This window comes from Pantoea sp. USHLN298, assembly GCF_037149395.1.
GTDB classification, from domain to species: domain Bacteria; phylum Pseudomonadota; class Gammaproteobacteria; order Enterobacterales; family Enterobacteriaceae; genus Pantoea; species Pantoea astica.
In genome coordinates this window covers 1-20,961 of sequence record NZ_JBBCRO010000012.1, presented here as the reverse complement: position 1 = coordinate 20,961, position 20,961 = coordinate 1, and the positions used below count along the sequence as shown (strand labels likewise).

Genomic DNA, 20,961 nt, shown 5'->3' with positions numbered 1-20,961 from the left:
ATGCATCCATAGCTCAGCTGGATAGAGTACTCGGCTACGAACCGAGCGGTCGGAGGTTCGAATCCTCCTGGATGCACCATTCTTAGTATCATTCCCAGGTTGATTTCTGTAGGTCCATAAAAAAAGTTGTTCCCCAATGCATCCATAGCTCAGCTGGATAGAGTACTCGGCTACGAACCGAGCGGTCGGAGGTTCGAATCCTCCTGGATGCACCATATCTTCGGATAGGGAAAGCGCCTCAGTGTGTCATAGCGTGTAAATCGTCAGACTGCACTAAGAAGGATAACGTTGTTTCAGCAACGGCCCGCAGGGCGAAGCGCAAGCTGAGTCATCCTCCCGGACACACCATTCTTCGTATCTTTCCCAGGTTAATTTCTGTAAGCCCATAAAAAAAGTTATTCCCCAATGCATCCATAGCTCAGCTGGATAGAGTACTCGGCTACGAACCGAGCGGTCGGAGGTTCGAATCCTCCTGGATGCACCATATCTTCGGATAGGGAAAGCGTCTCAGTGTGTCATAGCGTGAAAATCGTCAGACTGCACTAAGGATGACAACGTTGCTTCAGCAACGACTCTCGAAGCGAAAGCTGAGTTATCCTCCCCGAAGCACCCTCTGCATTTCTTTTTTACTTCTCCCCATGTTCTCTCCGTTACGTCATCGCTTTATTGCACCTGCTGAAATCCTGTCTGATCTCTCTCTGCTCTGATTGTTAATGTTCGAATCCGGTTTTCTGTTGTTCGCGTTTCATTAATGTCTGGCGATCGACGTTGGTCACCAGAATGTAAAAAACGCAGCAATTTCGTACTGTTATTGCCGGTCGCAGGCGATCACCTTTATCTGAAAAGAAAAATTGCTAATGCTTTCAAAGCATTTGCTGTTCATCCACCCTGGCGACAACCTGTGCACATTAGGCTAAAGTAATGTCTCATTTACAGGAGGTCCGGAGTGACAATGTACGATCAATACGACGCCCTGATTTTCGATATGGACGGCACGATTCTCGATACTGAGCCGACACATCGAAAAGCGTGGCGTCAGGTACTGGCGCGTTACGGAATGACGCTGGATGAAGCGCGTATTGTTGGCTTTAATGGTGCTCCGACCTGGCGACTGGCGCAGTTCATCATCGAAACCAACCAGTCGTCTCACGATCCTCATCTTCTTGCCGCTGAAAAGACCGCCGCTGTGAAAGCGATGCTGCTGGAAAATGTTCAGCCGCTCCCGCTGATGGAAGTGGTGAAGGCGTACCACGGCCGTCGTCCTATGGCGGTGGGTACCGGCAGCGAACACAGCATGGCGGATGCGTTACTGACCCAGCTGGGCGTACGTGAGCTGTTCTCCGCGGTTGTCGGTGCTGATGACGTACAGCGGCACAAACCTGAACCGGATACCTTCTTACGCTGCGCCGAGCTGATGGGCGTGGCGCCAGAGCGCTGTATCGTTTTTGAAGATGCAGATTTTGGGGTTCAGGCGGCGAAAGCGGCAGGAATGGATGTCGTGGACGTCCGCTTACTGTGAGTGACTCGCTCGCTTATGCCTCACTGTTTGGCAGCAGTTTTTTAAGTGCGACGCTCCTGCCGGGAAGCTCTGAAGTACTGCTGGTAGCACTATTAATTGCAAAAAAGACGTCAGTTTACGGGTTGCTTTTGGCCGCATCACTGGGGAACACCTTGGGCGGCTTAACCAACATTTTTCTTGGTCGCTTGCTGCCGTTAAAACGTCAGGGGCGATGGCATGACACAGCAATGACGTGGTTGCACCGATTGGGTCCTGCAGCACTGTTATTCAGCTGGTTGCCGGTGGTAGGTGATCTGCTCTGCGTGCTTGCGGGCTGGTTACGCTTCGCCTGGTTACCTGCGATGTTGTTTCTCGCTGTCGGTAAAACACTGCGTTATATCGTTATCGCGACCGCCACTTTACAGGGAATGCAATGGTGGCATTGATTCGCACAGATTCGAGGCTACGGTTAACATTATGCTGAACAAAAATAAATTATTCTCACAGCGGGAGGTTAATGTGATCCCGGACGTATCTAAAGCGCTCTCCTGGCTGGAAGCGCATCCTGATGCCCTCAAGGGTATCGGCCGTGGCATCGAACGTGAAACGTTGCGCGTGCAGGCAGACGGTAAACTGGCGGAAAGCGGCCATCCCGAATCACTGGGTTCGGCGCTGAAGCATGACTGGATTACCACCGATTTTGCCGAAACGCTGCTGGAGTTCATTACGCCAGTGGATCACAGCATTGATCACATGCTGGCATTCCTGCGTGATATTCATCGTCATGTCGCCCGTGAACTCGGCGAAGAGCGTATGTGGCCCTTCAGCATGCCGTGCGAGATTGACGATGCGAACAAGATTGAACTGGCGCAGTACGGTAAGTCGAATATCGGCCAGATGAAAACCCTGTACCGTGAAGGGTTGAAAAACCGTTACGGCGCGCTGATGCAGACCATCTCCGGCATTCACTATAACTTCTCGCTGCCGCTCTCTTTCTGGCAGGAGTGGGCCGATGTGAAAGATCAGGAAAGCGGTAAAGAGACCATCTCTGCCGGCTATCTGCGACTGATCCGCAACTATTACCGTTTTGGCTGGGTGATCCCTTATCTGTTTGGGGCTTCGCCTGCCATCAGCTCCAGTTTCCTGCAGGGCCGCGAGAGCGCGCTGCCGTTTGAAACCAATGATAAAGATACGATGTGGCTGCCGTATGCCACCTCGCTGCGTCTGAGTGATTTAGGCTACACCAACAAATCCCAGAGCTCGCTGGGCATTACCTTTAACTCACTGGAAGGTTATGTCACGGCGCTGAAGAAAGCGATCAAGACCCCGTCAGAAGAGTTTGCTGAGATGGGCACCAAAGATGCCGACGGCAACTGGCTCCAGCTCAATACCAACGTACTGCAGATTGAAAATGAGCTCTATGCACCGATTCGGCCAAAGCGCGTCACGCGCTCAGGTGAAGCGCCTTCTGACGCGCTGCTGCGTGGCGGTATTGAGTATATCGAAGTGCGCTCGCTGGATATTAACCCGTTCTCAGCGATTGGTGTGGACGAGAATCAGGTTCGCTTCCTCGACCTGTTCCTGATCTGGTGTACGCTGGCTGACGCGCCGGAAATGAGCGCAGACGAGCTGCAGTGTACCCGTAAGAACTGGAATCGCGTGGTGCTGGAAGGGCGCAAGCCCGATCAGAAAATCGCGGTGGGCTGTGGTGAAGCGGAACATTCGCTGGTTGAAGTGGGTAAAACTCTGTTTGCCGATCTGCGTCGGGTCGCGGAAGTTTTAGACAGCAACAACCAGGGCAGCACGCAATATCAACAAGTTTGCGATCAACTGGTGGCATCGTTCGACGATCCTGAGCTAACCTATTCGGCGCGCATCCTTCAGGCAATGAAGGACAATGGTGTGACCGGTACCGGCGTGGCGTTAGCAGAGCAGTATCGTCATCTGCTGTGCGAAGAGCCGCTGGAAGTGTTGACCGAAGAGGATTTCAGCCGTCAGGCGAAAGAATCGGTGGCAGCGCAGCAGGCGCTTGAAGCAGAGGATAAGCTGGATTTTGAAGCCTATCTGGCGAGCCGGGAAGGGTAGAAAAGAAAAAGGCCACATCAATGTGGCCAAATTAACATCTCTGTTGTCAGGGATGATGATAACAAATGCGCGTCTTTCATATATTCAGACGTTGGGCGAACAGAAAAGTTTCATCGTTTCAAAAAAAATTCTTAAAACAGGAGGTGACGTATGCCACTACTGGACAGTTTTACCGTTGATCACACTATCATGGCCGCTCCCGCCGTACGCGTTGCGAAAACCATGAAGACTCCGCATGGCGATACGATTACCGTTTTTGACCTGCGTTTTTGCCGCCCGAACATTGATATCCTCACTGAGCGTGGCATTCATACGCTGGAGCACCTGTTTGCCGGTTTCATGCGTAACCATCTGAACGGTGACGGCGTGGAAATCGTGGATATCTCGCCAATGGGTTGCCGTACTGGCTTCTACATGAGCCTGATTGGTACGCCTGACGAGCAGCGCGTCGCAAAAGCGTGGAAAGGGGCGATGGAAGATGTTCTGAAAGTAAAAGATCAGAACCAGATCCCTGAGCTGAACGAATACCAGTGCGGCAGCTACAAGCTGCACTCGCTGGAAGAAGCGCAGCAGATCGCCCGCAATGTGCTGGCACATGAGATCGGTGTTAACCACAACGATGATCTGAAACTGCCTGCTGAAAAGCTGAAAGAACTGCACATCTAGTCAGAACTTATCAGCGAAGAGAAACGCCGCGATTATCGCGGCGTTTTTTGTGGGATTTATGAACCGACGGACTTTTTCAGCGGCGTGGCGGGCGTGATGCGGACCTGCTTGATCATGTTGTCCTGCACATCAAGAATATCGATATTGTACTGACTGATTTGCACCCGGGTCTTTGTCTCAGGGATCTCTTCCAGTACCTCCAGCAGCATGCCATTGATGGTGCGGGCCTCCTGCTCTGGCAGATGCCAGTTAAACGCCTTGTTGATTTCACGCACGTTGGCGCTGCCTTCAACCAGCACCGAGCCATCATTCTGCGGCATCACTTCTTCAGCCAGCGACGGTGACATCGAGGTGGTAAAATCACCCACGATCTCTTCCAGAATATCCTCTATCGTCACCAGTCCTTTGATGTCGCCATACTCATCCACCACCAGGCCGGCTTTCTTCTTGTTACGCTGGAACTTCACCAGTTGGGTGTTAAGCGGTGTGCCTTCCGGGATGTAGTAGATCTCATCCGCAGCACGCAGCAGCGTCTCTTTGGTGAACTCTTTTTTCTCGGTCATCATGCGCCAGGCTTCACGCACCCGCAGCATCCCGACGCAGTCGTCCAGCGAATCACGGAACAGCACGATGCGACCGTGCGGCGAATGACTTAACTGACGCACCACCGACTTCCAGTCATCGTTGATGTTAATACCGACGATCTCATTGCGCGGCACCATGATGTCATCCACGCTGACCTTCTCCAGATCGAGCACCGATAGCAGCATGTCCTGATTACGGCGTGATATCAGATTACGTGACTCGTAAACGATGGTGCGCAGCTCTTCTTTGCTCAGCGCGGAGTTGACCGAGCCATCGGTGCGAATGCCGACCAGCCGCATCAGCAGCCGGGTAATGGTGTTCAGCAACCAGACCAGCGGCAACATGACGTACTGCAGCGGACCCAGCAGGAAACTACTGGGATAGGCGACCTTCTCCGGATAGAGCGCTGCGATGGTTTTTGGTAACACTTCGGCAAACACCAGCACCACGAAGGTCAGCACGCCGGTGGCGATAGCGACGCCGGCATCGCCGTAGAGGCGCATCCCGACGATGGTGCTGAGGGCAGAGGCCAGGATATTGACCAGGTTATTGCCGATCAGCACCAGGCTGATCAAGCGGTCAGGGCGACGCAGCAATTTTTCGACGCGACGGGCAGCGCGGTGGCCATTTTTAGCCTGATGGCGCAGCTTGTAGCGATTGAGGGTCATCATGCCGGTTTCGGAGCCAGAAAAATAAGCCGAAACCAGCACCATGATGATCAGCGTAACAATCAGCGTGGTGGTTGAAACATGTTCCAACGCAGAACTTCCTTTTTAACGAGAGGTAGGGATAAGCAGGTGCTGTAAGATGCGACTGCCAAAGTAGGCCATGGTTAACAACAACGCGCCGCTGCAGTTAAACCACACCACACGACGCCCACGCCAACCTTCATGATAGTGTCCCCACAGCAAAACGATATACACAAACCAGGCGATGATCGAGAGCACCGCTTTATCGACGTTTTCCGCGCTGAAAAGATCCTGCATGTAAAACAGGCCGGTACAGAGTACCAGCGTCAGCAGCACCACGCCGACCTGCGTGATGTGAAACATCTTGCGCTCAATCGTCAGCAGCGGCGGCATATCCTGGGTAAAGGCCAGCCGTTTGTTTTTCAGCTGGTAATCAATCCACGCCAGCTGCAGCGCATAGAGTGCCGCAATGATCAGCGTAGCGTAGGCGAACAGCGACAGACCGATGTGAATCATCATGCCTGGCGTGGTTTCCAGATGGGTGATAAACGCATTGGGCACAAAAGTGGCAAAGGCGAGGTTGATCAGCGCGAAACTATAAACAATCGGCAGCAGTAACCAGCCACGGTTGCGGGACGCCACAATGGTCATGATGGCGCAGATCAACAGACTGACCAGTGAGCCGATATTCAGCAGGCTGAGGTTCTGTCCGCTATCGACGGCAAAAATACGTTGCTGCAAGGCCACCGCGTGCGTAATCAACGCCACGCAGGCAGAGAGCATCGCCATTCGACGCCAGCCACCGTTACGTTTCAACAGGCTGGGAACGATCAGTGCAAGACTTAGGGAGTAGGCTAACAGCGCCACTATCGCGAAAACGAACATAGATCCTTTCGGGTATCAGTCAGATAAGGAAAACGGCAGTATAGCGCCAGCGGCAGCTGGCACCAAACGATCTCAGGGGCAATTGCAGAGATCGCTGCGCCTTCGTGTTATAATCCGCCGCATTCTGCCGATCAGGCGCCTCGCGATCTTTTTAAGTGAGAGACCATGTTTGATAATTTAACCGATCGTTTATCGCAAACCCTGAAAAATATCAGCGGCCGCGGAAGGCTGACTGAAGAGAACATCAAAGAGACCCTGCGTGAAGTTCGCATGGCACTGCTTGAGGCTGACGTTGCGCTGCCGGTAGTGCGTGACTTCATTAATCGCGTGAAAGAGAGCGCGGTCGGGCACGATGTGAATAAGAGTCTGACGCCAGGTCAGGAGTTCATCAAGATTGTCCGTAACGAACTGGTTACGGCGATGGGTGCAGAAAACAACGCACTGGATCTGGCGGCGCAGCCACCGGCCGTGGTGTTGATGGCGGGTCTGCAGGGTGCGGGTAAAACCACCAGCGTCGGTAAGCTGGGTAAATTCCTGCGTGAAAAGCACAAAAAGAAAGTATTAGTGGTTTCTGCCGACGTCTATCGTCCGGCGGCGATCAAACAGCTGGAAACGCTGGCGCAACAGGTAGGCGTTGACTTCTGCCCGTCCGATCTGAGCCAGAAGCCGGTCGACATCGTAAACAATGCGCTGCGCGAAGCGCGCCTGAAGTTCTACGATGTGCTGCTGGTGGATACCGCGGGTCGTCTGCACGTAGACGAAGCGATGATGGACGAAATCAAACAGGTTCACGCTGCGATTAATCCGGTAGAAACCCTGTTTGTGGTCGATGCCATGACTGGTCAGGATGCGGCGAACACGGCCAAAGCCTTTAACGAAGCACTGCCGCTCACCGGGGTTATCCTGACCAAAGTGGATGGTGATGCACGCGGTGGTGCGGCGCTGTCGATTCGTCATATCACCGGCAAGCCGATTAAGTTCATGGGTGTGGGTGAAAAGACTGAAGCCCTGGAGCCGTTCTACCCGGAGCGTATCGCCTCACGTATCCTTGGCATGGGCGATGTGCTGTCGCTGATCGAAGATATTGAAAGCAAGGTTGACCGCGAGCAGGCGGAAAAGCTGGCGAAGAAACTGAAAACCGGTGACGGTTTCGATCTTAATGACTTCCTTGAGCAGCTGAAGCAGATGCGCAACATGGGCGGGATGGCCAGCCTGATGGGCAAACTGCCTGGCATGGGGCAGTTGCCGGATAACGTGAAGTCACAGATGGATGATAAAGTGCTGGTGCGCATGGAAGCGATCATCAACTCGATGACCCGCAAAGAGCGCCAGAAGCCAGAAATCATCAAAGGCTCGCGCAAGCGCCGCATTGCAACCGGCTCGGGTATGCAGGTGCAGGACGTTAACCGCTTACTCAAGCAGTTCGACGACATGCAGCGTATGATGAAGAAAATGAAGAAGGGCGGAATGGCGAAAATGATGCGCGGCATGAAAGGTATGATGCCGCCAGGTTTCCCTGGACGCTAAGTGTTCCACAAAAAAGCCCGAAAAGACGCGGTTTAGGTTGCTTTTTGCGCCAAAATGAGTAAAATTTTCGGGCTTTTTATACAGCACCCGGACCCCGTTCCTCGATGGGGGCCGGGTGTTTTATTAACTGAAGAGGATGTTATGGTAACAATTCGTTTGGCACGTCACGGCGCTAAAAAGCGTCCGTTCTATCAGGTCGTCGTTACTGACAGCCGCAATGCACGCAACGGTCGTTTCATCGAGCGCGTTGGTTTCTTCAACCCGATCGCATCTGGTCAGGCTGAAGGTCTGCGTCTGGATCTGGATCGTATCGAGCACTGGGTTGGCCAGGGCGCAACGCTTTCTGACCGCGTTAACGCGCTGGTCAAAGAAGCTAAGAAAGCAGCTTAATCTGTCACGGTGGTAAGCATGAGCAGACAACTTGCCGCACAGCCTCCTGTTAACCCGCTGGTGTTGGGTAAAATGGGAGCCGCCTACGGTATTCGCGGCTGGCTCAAAGTGTTTTCCTCCACTGAAGACGCTGAAAGCATCTTCGACTACCAACCCTGGTTTATCCAGCGCGCCGGTCAATGGCAGCAGATCGAACTGGAGGGTTGGAAGCACCACAATCAGGACCTGATCATCAAAGTCAAAGGCGTTGACGATCGGGATGCGGCGGCTCAGTTAACCAATTGCGAAATTCAGGTTGACTCGACGCAGTTGCCATCGCTGGAAGAGGGCGACTACTACTGGAAAGACCTTATGGGTTGCCAGGTGGTTAACCTCGACGGCTACGAGATGGGCAAAGTCATCGATATGATGGAAACCGGCTCGAACGACGTTCTCGTCGTTAAGGCAAACCTGAAGGATGCGTTCGGTGTGCAGGAGCGGTTAATTCCGTTTCTTGATGAACAGGTTATCAGGAAAGTCGATCTCTCTACTGGCGTCATTGAAGTAGATTGGGATCCTGGTTTTTGATCTCCGAATCGAACGGTAACGTAACGGCGAAGACAATGTGGATTGGTGTAATTAGCCTGTTTCCAGAAATGTTTCGCGCTATTACCGATTACGGGGTAACTGGCCGGGCAGTAAAAAACGGTCTGCTCAGCATTCAAAGCTGGAGTCCTCGTGACTTCACGCACGACCGGCACCGTACCGTGGATGATCGTCCTTACGGCGGCGGACCGGGAATGCTGATGATGGTACAACCCTTACGGGATGCTATCTCCGCAGCGAAAGCAGCGGCAGGTGATGGGGCCAGGGTGATATATCTTTCACCTCAGGGGCGCAAACTGGACCAACAGGGCGTTTGCGAACTGGCGGCACGGGACAAGTTAATTCTGGTCTGTGGCCGTTATGAAGGGATAGATGAGCGCGTAATACACGCCGAAATTGATGAAGAATGGTCAATCGGTGATTACGTTCTCAGCGGCGGGGAACTGCCAGCGATGACGATGATTGACGCGGTCGCCCGGTTTATACCCGGCGTGCTCGGCAAGCAGGCGTCAGCCGACGAGGATTCGTTCTCTGATGGGCTGCTGGACTGTCCGCACTATACCCGACCTGAAGTGTTAGACGGCGTGGAGGTTCCGGCAGTATTACTGTCAGGCAACCATGCTGATATTCGCCGTTGGCGCCTGAAGCAGTCGCTAGGCCGTACCTGGCTAAGAAGACCTGAACTTCTGGAAAACCTGGCTCTGACTGAAGAGCAAGCAAGGTTGCTAAGTGAGTTCCAGCGGGAATTTCACCAGCAACAAAACGATGATGTGGAAGAGTGATCTTCCCCGACTATCAGTTTACCCAGGATATGAGATTTAATTATGAGCAACATTATCAAGCAAATTGAACAAGAGCAGATGAAACAGGACGTACCTTCCTTCCGCCCGGGTGATTCCGTGGAAGTGAAAGTATGGGTCGTTGAAGGTTCTAAAAAACGTCTGCAGGCATTCGAGGGCGTGGTTATCGCTATTCGTAACCGCGGTCTGCACTCTGCATTCACTGTTCGCAAAATTTCTAACGGCGAAGGCGTTGAGCGTGTATTCCAGACTCACTCACCTGTAATTGACAGCATCACTGTCAAACGTCGTGGCGCTGTGCGTAAAGCCAAACTGTACTACCTGCGTGAGCGTACTGGTAAGTCTGCTCGTATTAAAGAGCGTCTTAACTAAGGTATCGCTAACGCGACATCTAAAAGTTAATAGCAAACAAGGGGTTGGCGTGAAGCCAGCCCCTTTTTTTATCTTATCATCCGGTCGATGGCGACGAACCTGTGGCATCAGGTCGCTGAAAATGATAAATCGCGCTATTTACCGGCCCGCTCTCCAGCACAATCAGCCCGTAGCGGCAGCCAATAAACTCACCACCACATTTCTCTGCCACTGCCCGACTGGCCAGGTTGTCTTCCGCCGCCAGAATCTCTATGCCGCGCGTTTCAGGACGGGAGAAGCCCAGCGACAGCAACGCAATCACGGCGCGGCTGGCGATACCCTGACGCTGTGCATCGCTGCGTACCCAATAACCCAGGGCGCTGAAATCGCCAGGATGACGGGCGAACCGAATCCCTGCGCCGCCCAGTATCCGGTCGCGCTGATCCACAATCGCAAACTCTTCTGCTTCACCTTTCAGGCGTTGCCAGTGGGTAAAGCGTATCCAGCTCTCCGCTTCATGCGGCTGATAATTCGCGTGCGCCCAGACCATCCACGGCAACAAACTATCCAGCGAGGCGTTAACTGCTTCAGTAAACGCAGCGATATCGTTAAGCGTGAAAGGGCGGAGGCGAAGGTGGGTACCGGTCTGCGTCATGGCTCGCTCATAATGATCATGGTTGATTTTTATTCTGACAGCGACGAGAAGGAAAACAATGCTCAATGATGTAAATATATATGTACACTTTGTTTTATGTGGTCTTGCTGTAATGATCTAGTAATTACTTGTTTAATAAGTGTTTTAATAATTTACCTCACGCCGATCAATTTTACTGGTAATAAAAGTGTACGCCTGATGTTGTGTTATGTATTCCCTGTGATACAGTGTGCTGCATCCTCCATGAGGATCCCATGACCGCATATACGAGCAAAAAGGATCGCCACCATGCAAAAAGACGCGCTGAACAATGTGCATATCGCCGACGAACAGGTACTGATTACCCCGGAAGAGCTGAAAGCAAAATTTCCGCTGACCGCTGAGCAACAGGCTCAGGTTGCTGCCTCTCGTCAGACTATCTCCGACATCATTGCCGGCCGCGATCCGCGCCTGCTGGTGGTATGCGGACCTTGTTCAATCCACGATACCGAAGCGGCTCTGGATTATGCTCGTCGTTTGCAAACCCTCTCTGAACAGTTGAAGGATCAGCTGTATCTCGTCATGCGCGTCTACTTTGAAAAACCCCGTACCACCGTCGGCTGGAAAGGGTTGATCAACGATCCCTACATGGATAACTCCTTCGATATGGAAGCGGGCCTGCACATTGCCCGTAAGCTGCTGGTGAATCTGGTTGAGATGGGGTTACCGCTGGCGACAGAAGCGCTGGACCCTAACAGCCCGCAGTACCTCGGCGATCTGTTCAGCTGGTCTGCCATCGGCGCACGCACCACCGAATCGCAGACGCACCGTGAAATGGCCTCGGGTCTGTCAATGCCAGTGGGCTTCAAAAATGGCACCGACGGCAGTCTGGGTACCGCGATTAACGCGATGCGCGCGGCGTCAATGCCACACCGCTTTGTTGGCATCAATCAGGCCGGGCAGGTTTGTCTGTTACAGACACAGGGAAACCCTGATGGGCACGTGATTCTGCGCGGAGGTAAAGCGCCTAACTACGGTCCGGAAGATGTTACGCAATGTGAAAAAGAGATGCTCAAGGCGGGACTGCGTCCAGCCTTAATGATAGATTGCAGCCATGGTAACTCTAATAAAGACTACCGCCGTCAGCCTGGCGTAGCGGAATCCGCTATTGCCCAGATCAAAGATGGAAACCGTTCAATTATTGGTTTGATGCTGGAAAGCCACATCAATGAAGGTAACCAGTCTTCTGAGCAGCCACGCAGTGAAATGAAGTATGGCGTTTCCGTCACCGATGCCTGCATCAACTGGGACGTCACCGAAACGTTGCTGCGTGAGATGCATCAGGATCTGCAGGGAGTGCTGTCGGCGCGTCTGTCACACGAGGTGTAAGAGCAATGGTGGCTGAATTAAGCGCGTTACGCGATCAAATTGATAGTGTCGATAAGGCGCTGCTCGACCTGCTGGCCAGACGGCTTGAATTGGTCGCCGAAGTAGGCGAAGTCAAGAGCCGTTATGGACTGCCGATTTATGTCCCTGAGCGTGAGGCCTCAATGCTGGCCTCGCGCCGTAAAGAAGCTGAAGCGCTCGGCGTACCGCCGGACCTGATTGAGGATGTGCTGCGTCGGGTGATGCGCGAGTCCTATACCAGCGAGAACGACAAAGGCTTCAAAACGTTGTGTCCTGAACTGCGTCCGGTAGTGATTGTCGGCGGTAATGGGCAGATGGGGCGGCTGTTTGAGAAAATGCTGCGGCTGTCGGGCTATACGGTGAAAACGCTGGATAAAGAAGACTGGCCACAGGCGGAGAGTTTACTCAGCGATGCCGGTATGGTGATCATCAGCGTACCGATTCACTTAACCGAGCAGGTGATTGCCCAACTGCCGCCGCTGCCAGAGGATTGTATCCTGGTCGATCTGGCGTCAGTGAAGAACCGACCTTTGCAGGCGATGCTGGCGGCGCATAATGGTCCGGTGCTGGGCCTGCATCCGATGTTTGGTCCGGACAGCGGTAGCCTGGCAAAACAGGTGGTGGTCTGGTGTGATGGTCGTCAGCCTGAAGCGTATCAGTGGTTCCTGGAGCAGATTCAGGTCTGGGGCGCGCGCTTACACCGTATCAGTGCGGTTGAGCACGATCAGAATATGGCGTTCATCCAGGCATTACGTCACTTCGCGACCTTTGCTTACGGCCTGCATTTAGCGGAAGAGAACGTGAACCTCGATCAGCTGCTGGCGCTGTCGTCACCGATCTACCGGCTGGAGCTGGCGATGGTCGGACGATTATTTGCCCAGGACCCGCAGCTCTATGCTGACATTATCATGTCGTCAGAGAGCAACCTGGCGCTGATTAAGCGTTATTATCAGCGCTTCGGTGAGGCGATTGCCTTGCTGGAACAGGGGGATAAGCAGGCGTTTATCGCCAGCTTCAACCGGGTCGAGCACTGGTTTGGCGATCACGCGAAACGCTTCCTGGTTGAAAGCCGTAGCTTATTGCGCTCGGCGAACGACAGTCGTCCTTAAAACAGCCGCCGTCCAGAAACAACAAGGCATCCCGCGGGATGCCTTTTTTGTCTACTCGCCCGGTTCCACCGGCACCACATTCTCACTGGGATAACAGCCCAGCACCTTCAGTGAACGGGTCATAGTCTGCAACTCCTGCAGCGCCTGCTGCATTCTTTCCGACTGCAGGTTGCCCTGAACATCAATATAAAACATCTCTTCCCAGGGATTGCCGTTTATCGGACGCGACTCCAGCTTGCTCATGATCAGATTATGCTGGCGCAGCACCAGTAAGGCATCGACCAGCGCACCCGCCTGCTGACCGGTTGCCATGATCAGCGTCGTTTTGGCGGGTACCTGATCAGAAACCTCGATGGCTTTGCGGGCCAGCACAATAAAGCGGGTATGGTTTTGCTGCTGATTCGCCAGGTTGCGCTCCAGCACCTGTAGCTGATAGAGCTCGCCACCGGCTTCACTGCCCAGCGCCGCCACCTTCGGTGAGTTAAGCGCCGCCACTTTCTCCATGGCCGCTGCGGTGCTTTCGGTATATTCAATTTTCCAGTGCGGGAATCGGTTAATGAACTGGCTGCACTGCTGGAACGGCTGAGGATGGCTGTACACCGTCTCAATCTGCTGCAGATCCGTCGGGCCATTGACCAGCACGCAGTGGTCAATGGGCAGCGTCATCTCCCCAACGATCGATAAGCTGGTCTGCTGCAGCAAATCGTAGACGTCATTGATTGAGCCAGAACTGGTGTTCTCTATAGGCATCACCGCGTAATCTGCCGCACCGTTCTCTACCTGCTTAATGATATCGTGGAACTTCAGGCAACCGCATTCAACCATGTTATCGAAATGACGGGCGGCATATTTACGCGCCGCCAGATGCGAATAAGAGCCCTTGGGACCGAGGAAGGCGATACGGGCCGCATGGGCATGAGGATGATTAAGATTTTTTTGCAACAGGGCTTGCTGGGTCAATACCGAGTCTTCAATCACCAGCTGAAATAACCGGGTGATGTAGTGCGCATCCAGATTATGCGCTTTGCCCAGCACAATCAGGTTTTCCAGCAGCGCGCGCTCACGTTCAACATCGCGAATCGGGCGGTGGGTGGCCAGTTTGGCCTGCGCAACTTCCACTGCCAGCAGGCGGCGTTCCGCTAAAAGTGTCAGGAGTTTTTTATCAACTGCGCTGATTTTATCGCGTAGCGCCAGCAGTGGATTGTCGGGATTCATAAGGCTCACCTGTAAGCTGTCCAATAAAAAAGCCTCCCGGTTGGGAGGCTTTGTTGTTCGTCTTCGCTTTCGTTTTCACACGACGAATGGCCTCCCGTTCAGGGGAAGGTAAAAAAGAAAGCGAAGAAAAACAGGTCATGTTTCATAGGTATGTCCGTAAAGGGAGTGCTTTGAGAGTAACCGTACTGGTTAAAAGCTGTCAATAAAAAACGCGCCCGCAGGCGCGTTAACCGATCAGGATTGTTCGTCGGCGGGGATGATGTCTTTGACACTGGCACTAGCACGGCGCGCTTCCGATTTATGCTGTACTTTATTTAGCTGGCGCTCGAGCTTGGCGATCAGGTCATTGATAGCGGTGTACATATCTTCGTGTTTGGCACTGGCCACCAGCGTCCCGTTCGGCGTATTAATCGTGGCATCAGCCACAAATTCTTTGGGTTCTTTGGACAGGACAATATGGGGATTAATCAGGTCGGTTTGCCATTTTTCAAGCTTGGCGAGACGGTCTTCAACATGGCTGCGGATAGCTGCAGTGATTTCCATTTGTTTGCTGGTAATGTTCAGGATCATCAATCTTACCTCTCTGTCATTTCCGTCTTGGTAAGTCCAGCATAGCGCGATAAAGGGTTAATTGCGTGATTTTGATCACGAAAAAATGTCACTTTTTGTCAAGCCAGACAATTTGTGAGAAAGGCAGAGAATGTGGCCGAAAAGCCTTGAAGCGAAGCGATTCTCGCGGCATTCTTGATGAGTTTACTTGCCGGCAAATTTCTATAACTGGCCAGCTAATAAGCAAAAAAAAGCAGCCCATTCAGGCTGCTTTTTTATCGCCGACAATCAACAGACGATCAGTGACTGTTCGCTGCAATGATTTTCGCCACTTTATCTGCTTCAGCGTTCAGCTGCAGATTCCGGTAAGCATTTTCCATCAACGGCAGCGCATCGTGTGTCGCCTGGGTATCCGGATAATCGCGCATCATGCCTTCTACCCGGTTAACAACCGCGACATAAGCCTCACGCTTAGTATAGAATTGCGCCACTGAGAGCTCATATTTGGCCAGACGATCTTTCAGGTAGACCAGACGTTTCTGAGCATCAGCCGCATACTGGCTGTTCGGGTAACCGCGCAGCAGCTGAGAGAAGTCGCGGAAAGCATCACGAGCGTGCGTCGGATCGCGGTCAGACCGATCGATACCAAAGAAGCCCTGCAGCGCCGAGTCATCCAGCGCCATATCCGTCAGACCTTTCATGTAGATGACATAGTCAATGTTCGGATGCGTCGGATTCAGGCGCATAAAGCGGGCAATGGCAGCCTGCGCCAGGGGCAGATCGGCATTTTTATAGTACGCGTAGATTAAATCCAGCTGAACCTGCTGCGAATAAGGACCGAACGGATAACGATTATCCAGCGCTTCCAGTTGCTTAATCGCGGCTTTAAAGTTACCGTCCTGCAGCTTTTGCTGCGCTGTAGCATAAATTTCAGAAGGCGGGCTGTCCGGTACCGCGTCATTAGAGCCGGAACAACCCACAAGGGCCAGGCTCAGTGTGGCAGCAGCCACCAGATGTTTCATACGCGTCATGACGAAGTGATTATCCTCAAAATGTTATGGCGGAAGCTGTCCGTATAGCTCCCGGTAATGACCAGGTACGATAGCACATTATATTAAACGGCATCGCCGTGAAAACCCAACGTTAACGAAGAAGCTGTATATGGCACAACAAGTTCAACTCACCGCAACGGTATCCGAATCACAACTCGGACAACGCTTAGATCAATCTTTGGCGGAATTGTTCCCTGATTATTCACGTTCTCGCATAAAAGAATGGATCCTCGATCGTCGCGTCACCGTAAACGGCGTCATGGTTGATACACCGAAAGAAAAAGTGTTGGGCGGCGAGCTGGTCGCCATTAACGCTGAGATCGAAGAAGAGCAGCGCTGGGAACCGCAGGCTCTGCCACTCGACATCGTTTATGAAGATGAAGACATTATTGTCATCAACAAGCCGCGTGACTTTGTCGTTCATCCCGGCGCTGGTAATCCGGACGGTACCGTATTAAATGCCTTACTTCACCACTATCCGGCAATTATGGATGTGCCGCGCGCTGGCATCGTTCACCGCCTGGATAAAGATACCACCGGTTTAATGGTGGTGGCGAAGACCGTACCGGCTCAGACGCACCTGGTGGAATCGCTGCAGAGGCGTGAAATCACCCGTGAATATGAAGCGGTAGCGATTGGCAACATGACGGCGGGCGGCACGGTTGATGAACCTATCAGCCGTCACTCGACCAAGCGTACCCACATGGCGGTGCACCCAATGGGTAAACCGGCGGTGACGCATTACCGCATCATGGAGCATTTCCGCGCGCACACCCGTCTGCGTCTGCGTCTGGAAACCGGTCGTACTCACCAGATCCGTGTGCATATGTCGCACATCAACCATCCGCTGGTGGGTGATCCGCTATACGGCGGTCGCCCACGTCCGCCGAAAGGCGCATCGGATGCGTTCATTGCGACCCTGCGTGGTTTCGATCGTCAGGCGCTGCACGCCACCATGTTGCGTCTGTATCATCCCATCAGCGGGATCGAGATGGAATTTCATGCAGCCATTCCGCAGGATATGGTCGATCTGATTGCAGCGCTGAAGGCGGATACTGAGGCCTTCAAGGACCAGATGGACTGGTGATGCAGATGATTATTCCTCAATGGCCGGCCCCGGCGCGCGTCCGGGCTTGCTCGACGCAGCGGCAGGGTGGCGTCAGCCTGGCGCCCTGGGATGCACTTAATCTCGGCGGGCATGTGGGGGATAAGCCAGAGCACGTTGCACAGAACCGGCAACGCCTGGTTGAACAGGCGGGTCTGCCGGCGATGCCGCAATGGCTGGAGCAGGTGCATGCCACCGATGTGGCGCGTCTGACATCGAATGGCACGCTGCCGCTGCGTGCTGATGCCTGTATTACCTCGGAGAGTGGCGTGGTCTGTGCAGTCATGACGGCTGACTGTCTGCCGGTGCTGTTCTGTTCAGCAGACGGTAACGAGGTTGCTGCAGCACATGCTGGCTGGCGCGGGCTCTGTGCCGGAGTGCTGGAAAATACCCTGGCGCAGTTCCGATCGCCGCCGCACCAGATTTACGCCTGGCTGGGACCGGCGATTGGGCCGGATGCGTTTGAGGTCGGTGCGGAGGTGCGTCATGCGTTTATGGCACAGGACCCGCGCGCGGCAGAGGCATTTCGTCCTTCAGGTGAGAAGTTTTATGCCGATATCGGGCAACTGGCGCGTCTTCGTCTGCGGGCCGCAGGCGTACAATCCATCACTGCTGACAGCCGTTGCACCTTCACTGAAGGCGACGATTTCTTCTCTTTCCGCCGTGATGGGATCACCGGGCGTATGGCAACTTTGATCTGGCTGTTATAACCTTACGCCATAAGACGGTCCAGTTAGCGTGTTTTTTACTCAAATCTCAGGTCATTAACCTTGAAATTTTGAGGGATGACCTCATTTAATCTCCAGTAGCATTTTGACCTGTAATGGGAGGAATTATGCGTCTGGATCGTCTTACTAATAAATTCCAACTGGCTCTCGCCGACGCGCAGTCCCTGGCTCTGGGACACGACAACCAATTCATTGAACCTCTGCACCTGATGAGCGCACTGCTGAAACAGGAAGGCGGATCGGTTTCACCTTTACTGACGTCTGCGGGTATCGACGTGGCCTCTTTGCGCACTCAGGTTGAGCAGGCTATCGATCGTCTGCCGCAGGTGGAAGGCAGCGAAGGGGATGTGCAGCCTTCATCAGACCTGGTTCGGGTATTGAACCTGTGCGACAAACTGGCGCAGAAGCGCAACGACAACTTTATATCATCCGAATTATTTGTTCTGGCGGCCCTCGATTCACGGGGTTCTCTGGCCGATCTGCTTAAAGCGGCAGGGGCAACCAGTGAAAAACTCACCAAGGCTATTGAACAAATGCGTGGAGGGGACAGCGTGAACGATCAGGGGGCTGAAGATCAGCGCCAGGCATTAAAAAAATACACCATCGATCTGACTGAGCGTGCTGAAAAGGGCAAGCTCGACCCGGTGATTGGCCGTGACGAAGAGATTCGTCGCACCATTCAGGTTCTGCAGCGCCGGACCAAAAACAACCCGGTACTGATTGGTGAGCCTGGCGTGGGTAAAACCGCCATCGTTGAAGGACTGGCGCAGCGCATTATTAATGGCGAAGTGCCTGAAGGCCTGAAAGGGCGTCGGGTACTGGCGCTGGATATGGGTGCGCTGGTGGCCGGTGCCAAATATCGCGGTGAGTTTGAAGAGCGTCTGAAAGGGGTACTGAATGACCTGTCGAAACAGGAAGGCAACGTCATTCTGTTTATCGACGAACTGCACACGATGGTCGGTGCCGGTAAAGCAGACGGCGCGATGGATGCAGGTAACATGCTCAAGCCAGCACTGGCACGCGGTGAACTGCACTGTGTGGGTGCCACCACGCTCGACGAATACCGTCAGTACATTGAAAAAGATGCGGCACTGGAGCGGCGTTTCCAGAAGGTCTACGTGGCTGAACCCACAGTGGAAGATACCATCGCCATCCTGCGTGGTCTGAAAGAGCGTTATGAACTGCATCACCATGTGCAGATTACTGACCCGGCCATTGTGGCGGCAGCGACCTTGTCGCATCGCTATATTGCCGATCGTCAGTTGCCAGACAAAGCGATTGACCTGATCGATGAGGCGGCTTCCAGCATTCGTATGCAGATTGACTCGAAGCCGGAAGCGCTTGATCGGCTGGAGCGCCGGATTATCCAGCTTAAACTGGAGCAGCAGGCGCTGAAGAAAGAGGCGGACGACGCCAGCATTAAGCGTCTTGAGATGCTGGAAAGCGAACTCGACCAGAAAGAGCGTGAATACGCCGAACTGGAAGATGAGTGGAAAACGGAGAAAGCCTCGCTGTCCGGAACACAAAATATTAAAGCCGAGCTGGAACAGGCGCGTCTGAATTTAGAGCAGGCACGTCGCCTGGGCGATCTCGCCCGAATGTCTGAGTTGCAATACGGTAAAATTCCGGCGCTGGAAAAACAGCTGGCTGCAGCCACGCAGGCGGAAGGCAAAACCATGAAGTTACTACGTAACCGTGTAACCGACGTGGAGATTGCCGACGTGCTGGCGCGCTGGACCGGTATTCCGGTAGCACGCATGATGGAAGGTGAGCGCGATAAACTGCTGCGTATGGAGCAGGATCTGCATGGCCGGGTGATCGGACAGGATGAAGCGGTTGAGGCGGTATCGAATGCGATTCGTCGTAGCCGAGCAGGTTTGTCAGATCCCAACCGTCCCATCGGTTCGTTCCTGTTCCTGGGACCAACCGGTGTGGGTAAGACCGAGCTCTGTAAGTCGCTGGCTAACTTCCTGTTCGACAGCGACGACGCGATGGTGCGTATCGATATGTCGGAGTTTATGGAGAAACACTCGGTCTCACGGCTGGTGGGTGCACCTCCGGGTTATGTCGGATATGAAGAGGGCGGTTATCTGACCGAAGCCGTTCGTCGCCGTCCTTATTCAGTGATCCTGCTGGATGAGGTAGAGAAAGCGCATCCGGATGTTTTCAACATCCTGCTGCAGGTGCTGGATGATGGACGTCTGACGGATGGTCAGGGCCGTACGGTCGACTTCCGTAATACCGTGGTCATCATGACCTCTAACCTGGGATCGGATTTGATTCAGGAACGGTTTGGCGATCTGAACTATGCCGAGATGAAAGAGATTGTCATGGGCGTGGTCGGGCATCATTTCCGTCCTGAGTTTGTTAACCGTATCGATGAGGTGGTGGTGTTCCATCCGCTGGCAGAGAAACACATCGCGTCGATTGCCCAGATTCAGCTGCAGCGGTTGTACAAACGTCTGGAGGATCGCGGCTATCAGTTGCATATCTCCGACGCTGCGATCAAGTTGCTGGGTGAGAACGGTTATGATCCGGTGTATGGCGCGCGGCCGCTGAAACGTGCGATACAGCAGCAGATCGAGAACCCGCTGGCACAGCAGATTCTCTCTGGCACGCTGGTCCCGGGCAAAACCATCGAAATGGATGTGGAAAACGACGTCATTACCGCGCATCAGTAATGCAGCGAGAACAAAAACGGGCCTCTGGCCCGTTTTTTTTGCCTTTCAGCGGCTGTTTTGCTGGTTTCCTGGTCATATTGCACATAAAGTGAACGGTCAGTTAAAAAGTTGAAATTAGCACTTGTCAGTCTCCGGGAACTGCCTATAATGCGCCTCCACTGACACGGAACACCGGCTTACGGAGTAACGGGTCAGCAGGCACAGGAGACTGCGCCGCCGGAGAAAACTTCTGAAAAAGAAGTTGACTCTGAAGGAGGAAAGCGTAATATACGCCACCTCGCGACAGGAAGCTAACGCACTGTTCGCACTGCTCTTTAACAATTTATCAGACAATCTGTGTGGGCACTCGCAGGATTGATATCAGCGTCTCCGGACGTAAAAAATATCAAGTCTCACGAGTGAACACATAATGAAATTCAT

21 protein-coding genes, 3 tRNA genes and 1 other annotated feature are annotated in these 20,961 nt (G+C 53.4%); of the genes, 17 read left to right on the top strand and 7 right to left on the bottom strand.

Annotation, left to right across the window (positions count from 1 at the left end; all coding sequences use genetic code 11):
* Positions 1-2: 2 nt before the first annotated feature.
* The 7 genes from WFK59_RS21920 to luxS all read left to right on the top strand — a co-directional run bounded on the left by WFK59_RS21920 (position 3) and on the right by luxS (position 4,249).
* A tRNA-Arg gene (locus tag WFK59_RS21920) sits at positions 3-79 on the top strand.
* Positions 80-138: 59 nt separating this feature from the next.
* Positions 139-215, top strand: a tRNA-Arg gene (locus WFK59_RS21915).
* 192 nt (positions 216-407) lie between these two features.
* Positions 408-484 (top strand) — tRNA-Arg (locus WFK59_RS21910).
* Between the two features lie 468 nt (positions 485-952).
* The gene (gene yqaB, locus WFK59_RS21905; protein ID WP_233987303.1) at positions 953-1,519 is read left to right on the top strand and encodes a fructose-1-phosphate/6-phosphogluconate phosphatase; all 567 of its coding nucleotides are present in this window, start codon (positions 953-955) and stop codon (positions 1,517-1,519) included.
* Positions 1,516-1,944 (top strand): YqaA family protein, encoded by a 429-nt coding sequence (locus WFK59_RS21900; protein ID WP_233987304.1) that lies wholly within the window; start codon positions 1,516-1,518, stop codon positions 1,942-1,944. The genes yqaB and WFK59_RS21900 overlap by 4 nt, the downstream gene beginning before the upstream one ends.
* Before the next feature lie 31 nt (positions 1,945-1,975).
* Complete coding sequence (gene gshA, locus WFK59_RS21895) at positions 1,976-3,583, top strand: glutamate--cysteine ligase (protein ID WP_233987305.1); 1,608 nt, start codon at positions 1,976-1,978, stop codon at positions 3,581-3,583.
* Between the two features lie 150 nt (positions 3,584-3,733).
* A complete protein-coding gene (gene luxS, locus WFK59_RS21890) occupies positions 3,734-4,249 on the top strand; it encodes an S-ribosylhomocysteine lyase (RefSeq protein WP_094121081.1) in 516 nt (171 codons plus the stop codon).
* Positions 4,250-4,305: 56 nt separating this feature from the next.
* On the opposite strand, the gene WFK59_RS21885 is transcribed toward luxS, so the two are convergent.
* Entirely contained in the window at positions 4,306-5,592 is a 1,287-nt protein-coding gene (locus WFK59_RS21885; protein ID WP_336757300.1) for an HlyC/CorC family transporter, read from the bottom strand.
* Between the two features lie 15 nt (positions 5,593-5,607).
* Positions 5,608-6,408 (bottom strand): cytochrome C assembly family protein, encoded by an 801-nt coding sequence (locus WFK59_RS21880; protein ID WP_094121079.1) that lies wholly within the window; start codon positions 6,406-6,408, stop codon positions 5,608-5,610.
* A 165-nt stretch (positions 6,409-6,573) separates the two neighbouring features.
* Between WFK59_RS21880 and ffh the strand changes: the two genes are divergently transcribed.
* From ffh to rplS, 5 genes are all read left to right on the top strand, one after another.
* Positions 6,574-7,935, top strand: coding sequence for a signal recognition particle protein (gene ffh, locus WFK59_RS21875; RefSeq protein ID WP_233987308.1), 1,362 nt, complete (start codon positions 6,574-6,576; stop codon positions 7,933-7,935).
* Positions 7,936-8,076: 141 nt separating this feature from the next.
* Positions 8,077-8,325 (top strand): 30S ribosomal protein S16, encoded by a 249-nt coding sequence (rpsP, locus tag WFK59_RS21870; protein WP_003849041.1) that lies wholly within the window; start codon positions 8,077-8,079, stop codon positions 8,323-8,325.
* A gap of 18 nt (positions 8,326-8,343) precedes the next feature.
* Positions 8,344-8,892, top strand: a complete 549-nt coding sequence (gene rimM, locus WFK59_RS21865) for a ribosome maturation factor RimM (protein ID WP_233987309.1) — start codon at positions 8,344-8,346, stop codon at positions 8,890-8,892.
* A gap of 35 nt (positions 8,893-8,927) precedes the next feature.
* Positions 8,928-9,692 (top strand): tRNA (guanosine(37)-N1)-methyltransferase TrmD, encoded by a 765-nt coding sequence (gene trmD, locus WFK59_RS21860; protein WP_094121076.1) that lies wholly within the window; start codon positions 8,928-8,930, stop codon positions 9,690-9,692.
* Positions 9,693-9,734: 42 nt separating this feature from the next.
* Positions 9,735-10,082 (top strand): 50S ribosomal protein L19, encoded by a 348-nt coding sequence (gene rplS, locus WFK59_RS21855; RefSeq protein WP_031374778.1) that lies wholly within the window; start codon positions 9,735-9,737, stop codon positions 10,080-10,082.
* Between the two features lie 76 nt (positions 10,083-10,158).
* Here rplS and WFK59_RS21850 read toward each other — a convergent pair whose 3' ends face one another.
* The gene (locus tag WFK59_RS21850) at positions 10,159-10,716 is read right to left on the bottom strand and encodes a GNAT family N-acetyltransferase (protein ID WP_336757298.1); all 558 of its coding nucleotides are present in this window, start codon (positions 10,714-10,716) and stop codon (positions 10,159-10,161) included.
* 288 nt (positions 10,717-11,004) lie between these two features.
* Here WFK59_RS21850 and WFK59_RS21845 point away from each other — a divergent pair, with 288 nt between their 5' ends.
* Together WFK59_RS21845 and tyrA are read left to right on the top strand one after the other, a co-directional pair.
* Entirely contained in the window at positions 11,005-12,084 is a 1,080-nt protein-coding gene (locus tag WFK59_RS21845) for a 3-deoxy-7-phosphoheptulonate synthase (protein ID WP_031374780.1), read from the top strand.
* A 5-nt stretch (positions 12,085-12,089) separates the two neighbouring features.
* Positions 12,090-13,211 carry a bifunctional chorismate mutase/prephenate dehydrogenase gene (gene tyrA / locus WFK59_RS21840; protein ID WP_233987311.1) on the top strand — a complete coding sequence of 374 codons (1,122 nt, stop codon included), beginning with the start codon at positions 12,090-12,092 and terminating at the stop codon, positions 13,209-13,211.
* A gap of 51 nt (positions 13,212-13,262) precedes the next feature.
* Here the strand turns inward: tyrA and pheA are convergent, their stop codons facing one another.
* The 4 genes from pheA to bamD form a co-directional block, all read right to left on the bottom strand.
* Positions 13,263-14,426, bottom strand: coding sequence for a bifunctional chorismate mutase/prephenate dehydratase (pheA, locus tag WFK59_RS21835; RefSeq protein ID WP_031374782.1), 1,164 nt, complete (start codon positions 14,424-14,426; stop codon positions 13,263-13,265).
* A 22-nt stretch (positions 14,427-14,448) separates the two neighbouring features.
* Positions 14,449-14,573: a sequence feature (Phe leader region), on the bottom strand.
* Positions 14,525-14,572, bottom strand: coding sequence for a pheA operon leader peptide PheL (pheL, locus tag WFK59_RS21830; protein WP_193387678.1), 48 nt, complete (start codon positions 14,570-14,572; stop codon positions 14,525-14,527). Its footprint overlaps the feature before it by 48 nt.
* An 87-nt stretch (positions 14,574-14,660) precedes the next feature.
* Positions 14,661-14,996 (bottom strand): ribosome-associated translation inhibitor RaiA, encoded by a 336-nt coding sequence (gene raiA / locus WFK59_RS21825; protein WP_233987313.1) that lies wholly within the window; start codon positions 14,994-14,996, stop codon positions 14,661-14,663.
* A 278-nt stretch (positions 14,997-15,274) separates the two neighbouring features.
* Positions 15,275-16,006: an outer membrane protein assembly factor BamD gene (gene bamD / locus WFK59_RS21820; protein WP_233987314.1), complete on the bottom strand. Its 732-nt coding sequence runs from the start codon at positions 16,004-16,006 to the stop codon at positions 15,275-15,277.
* A 130-nt stretch (positions 16,007-16,136) separates the two neighbouring features.
* On the opposite strand from bamD, the gene rluD reads away from it, so the two are divergent.
* The 3 genes from rluD to clpB all read left to right on the top strand — a co-directional run bounded on the left by rluD (position 16,137) and on the right by clpB (position 20,541).
* On the top strand, positions 16,137-17,114 hold the full coding sequence (rluD, locus tag WFK59_RS21815; protein ID WP_233987315.1) for a 23S rRNA pseudouridine(1911/1915/1917) synthase RluD: 978 nt from the start codon (positions 16,137-16,139) through the stop codon (positions 17,112-17,114).
* Positions 17,114-17,842 (top strand): purine nucleoside phosphorylase YfiH, encoded by a 729-nt coding sequence (yfiH, locus tag WFK59_RS21810; RefSeq protein ID WP_336757294.1) that lies wholly within the window; start codon positions 17,114-17,116, stop codon positions 17,840-17,842. The genes rluD and yfiH overlap by 1 nt, the downstream gene beginning before the upstream one ends.
* A 113-nt stretch (positions 17,843-17,955) precedes the next feature.
* Positions 17,956-20,541: an ATP-dependent chaperone ClpB gene (clpB, locus tag WFK59_RS21805; RefSeq protein WP_233987317.1), complete on the top strand. Its 2,586-nt coding sequence runs from the start codon at positions 17,956-17,958 to the stop codon at positions 20,539-20,541.
* Positions 20,542-20,961: the final 420 nt, after the last annotated feature.

What these genes read in the sequence shown, in the direction of transcription:
- yfiH (WP_336757294.1), top strand. Translation starts at nt 17,114, where the DNA reads ATGCAGATGATTATTCCTCAATGGCCGGCCCCGGCGCGCGTCCGGGCT.
- raiA (WP_233987313.1), bottom strand. Translation starts at nt 14,996, where the DNA reads ATGATCCTGAACATTACCAGCAAACAAATGGAAATCACTGCAGCTATC.
- pheA (WP_031374782.1), bottom strand. Translation starts at nt 14,426, where the DNA reads ATGAATCCCGACAATCCACTGCTGGCGCTACGCGATAAAATCAGCGCA.
- WFK59_RS21880 (WP_094121079.1), bottom strand. Translation starts at nt 6,408, where the DNA reads ATGTTCGTTTTCGCGATAGTGGCGCTGTTAGCCTACTCCCTAAGTCTT.
- clpB (WP_233987317.1), top strand. Translation starts at nt 17,956, where the DNA reads ATGGGAGGAATTATGCGTCTGGATCGTCTTACTAATAAATTCCAACTG.
- gshA (WP_233987305.1), top strand. Translation starts at nt 1,976, where the DNA reads ATGCTGAACAAAAATAAATTATTCTCACAGCGGGAGGTTAATGTGATC.
- WFK59_RS21845 (WP_031374780.1), top strand. Translation starts at nt 11,005, where the DNA reads ATGCAAAAAGACGCGCTGAACAATGTGCATATCGCCGACGAACAGGTA.
- WFK59_RS21850 (WP_336757298.1), bottom strand. Translation starts at nt 10,716, where the DNA reads ATGACGCAGACCGGTACCCACCTTCGCCTCCGCCCTTTCACGCTTAAC.
- rimM (WP_233987309.1), top strand. Translation starts at nt 8,344, where the DNA reads ATGAGCAGACAACTTGCCGCACAGCCTCCTGTTAACCCGCTGGTGTTG.
- rplS (WP_031374778.1), top strand. Translation starts at nt 9,735, where the DNA reads ATGAGCAACATTATCAAGCAAATTGAACAAGAGCAGATGAAACAGGAC.
- luxS (WP_094121081.1), top strand. Translation starts at nt 3,734, where the DNA reads ATGCCACTACTGGACAGTTTTACCGTTGATCACACTATCATGGCCGCT.
- ffh (WP_233987308.1), top strand. Translation starts at nt 6,574, where the DNA reads ATGTTTGATAATTTAACCGATCGTTTATCGCAAACCCTGAAAAATATC.
- tyrA (WP_233987311.1), top strand. Translation starts at nt 12,090, where the DNA reads ATGGTGGCTGAATTAAGCGCGTTACGCGATCAAATTGATAGTGTCGAT.
- trmD (WP_094121076.1), top strand. Translation starts at nt 8,928, where the DNA reads ATGTGGATTGGTGTAATTAGCCTGTTTCCAGAAATGTTTCGCGCTATT.
- yqaB (WP_233987303.1), top strand. Translation starts at nt 953, where the DNA reads ATGTACGATCAATACGACGCCCTGATTTTCGATATGGACGGCACGATT.
- rpsP (WP_003849041.1), top strand. Translation starts at nt 8,077, where the DNA reads ATGGTAACAATTCGTTTGGCACGTCACGGCGCTAAAAAGCGTCCGTTC.
- rluD (WP_233987315.1), top strand. Translation starts at nt 16,137, where the DNA reads ATGGCACAACAAGTTCAACTCACCGCAACGGTATCCGAATCACAACTC.
- bamD (WP_233987314.1), bottom strand. Translation starts at nt 16,006, where the DNA reads ATGACGCGTATGAAACATCTGGTGGCTGCTGCCACACTGAGCCTGGCC.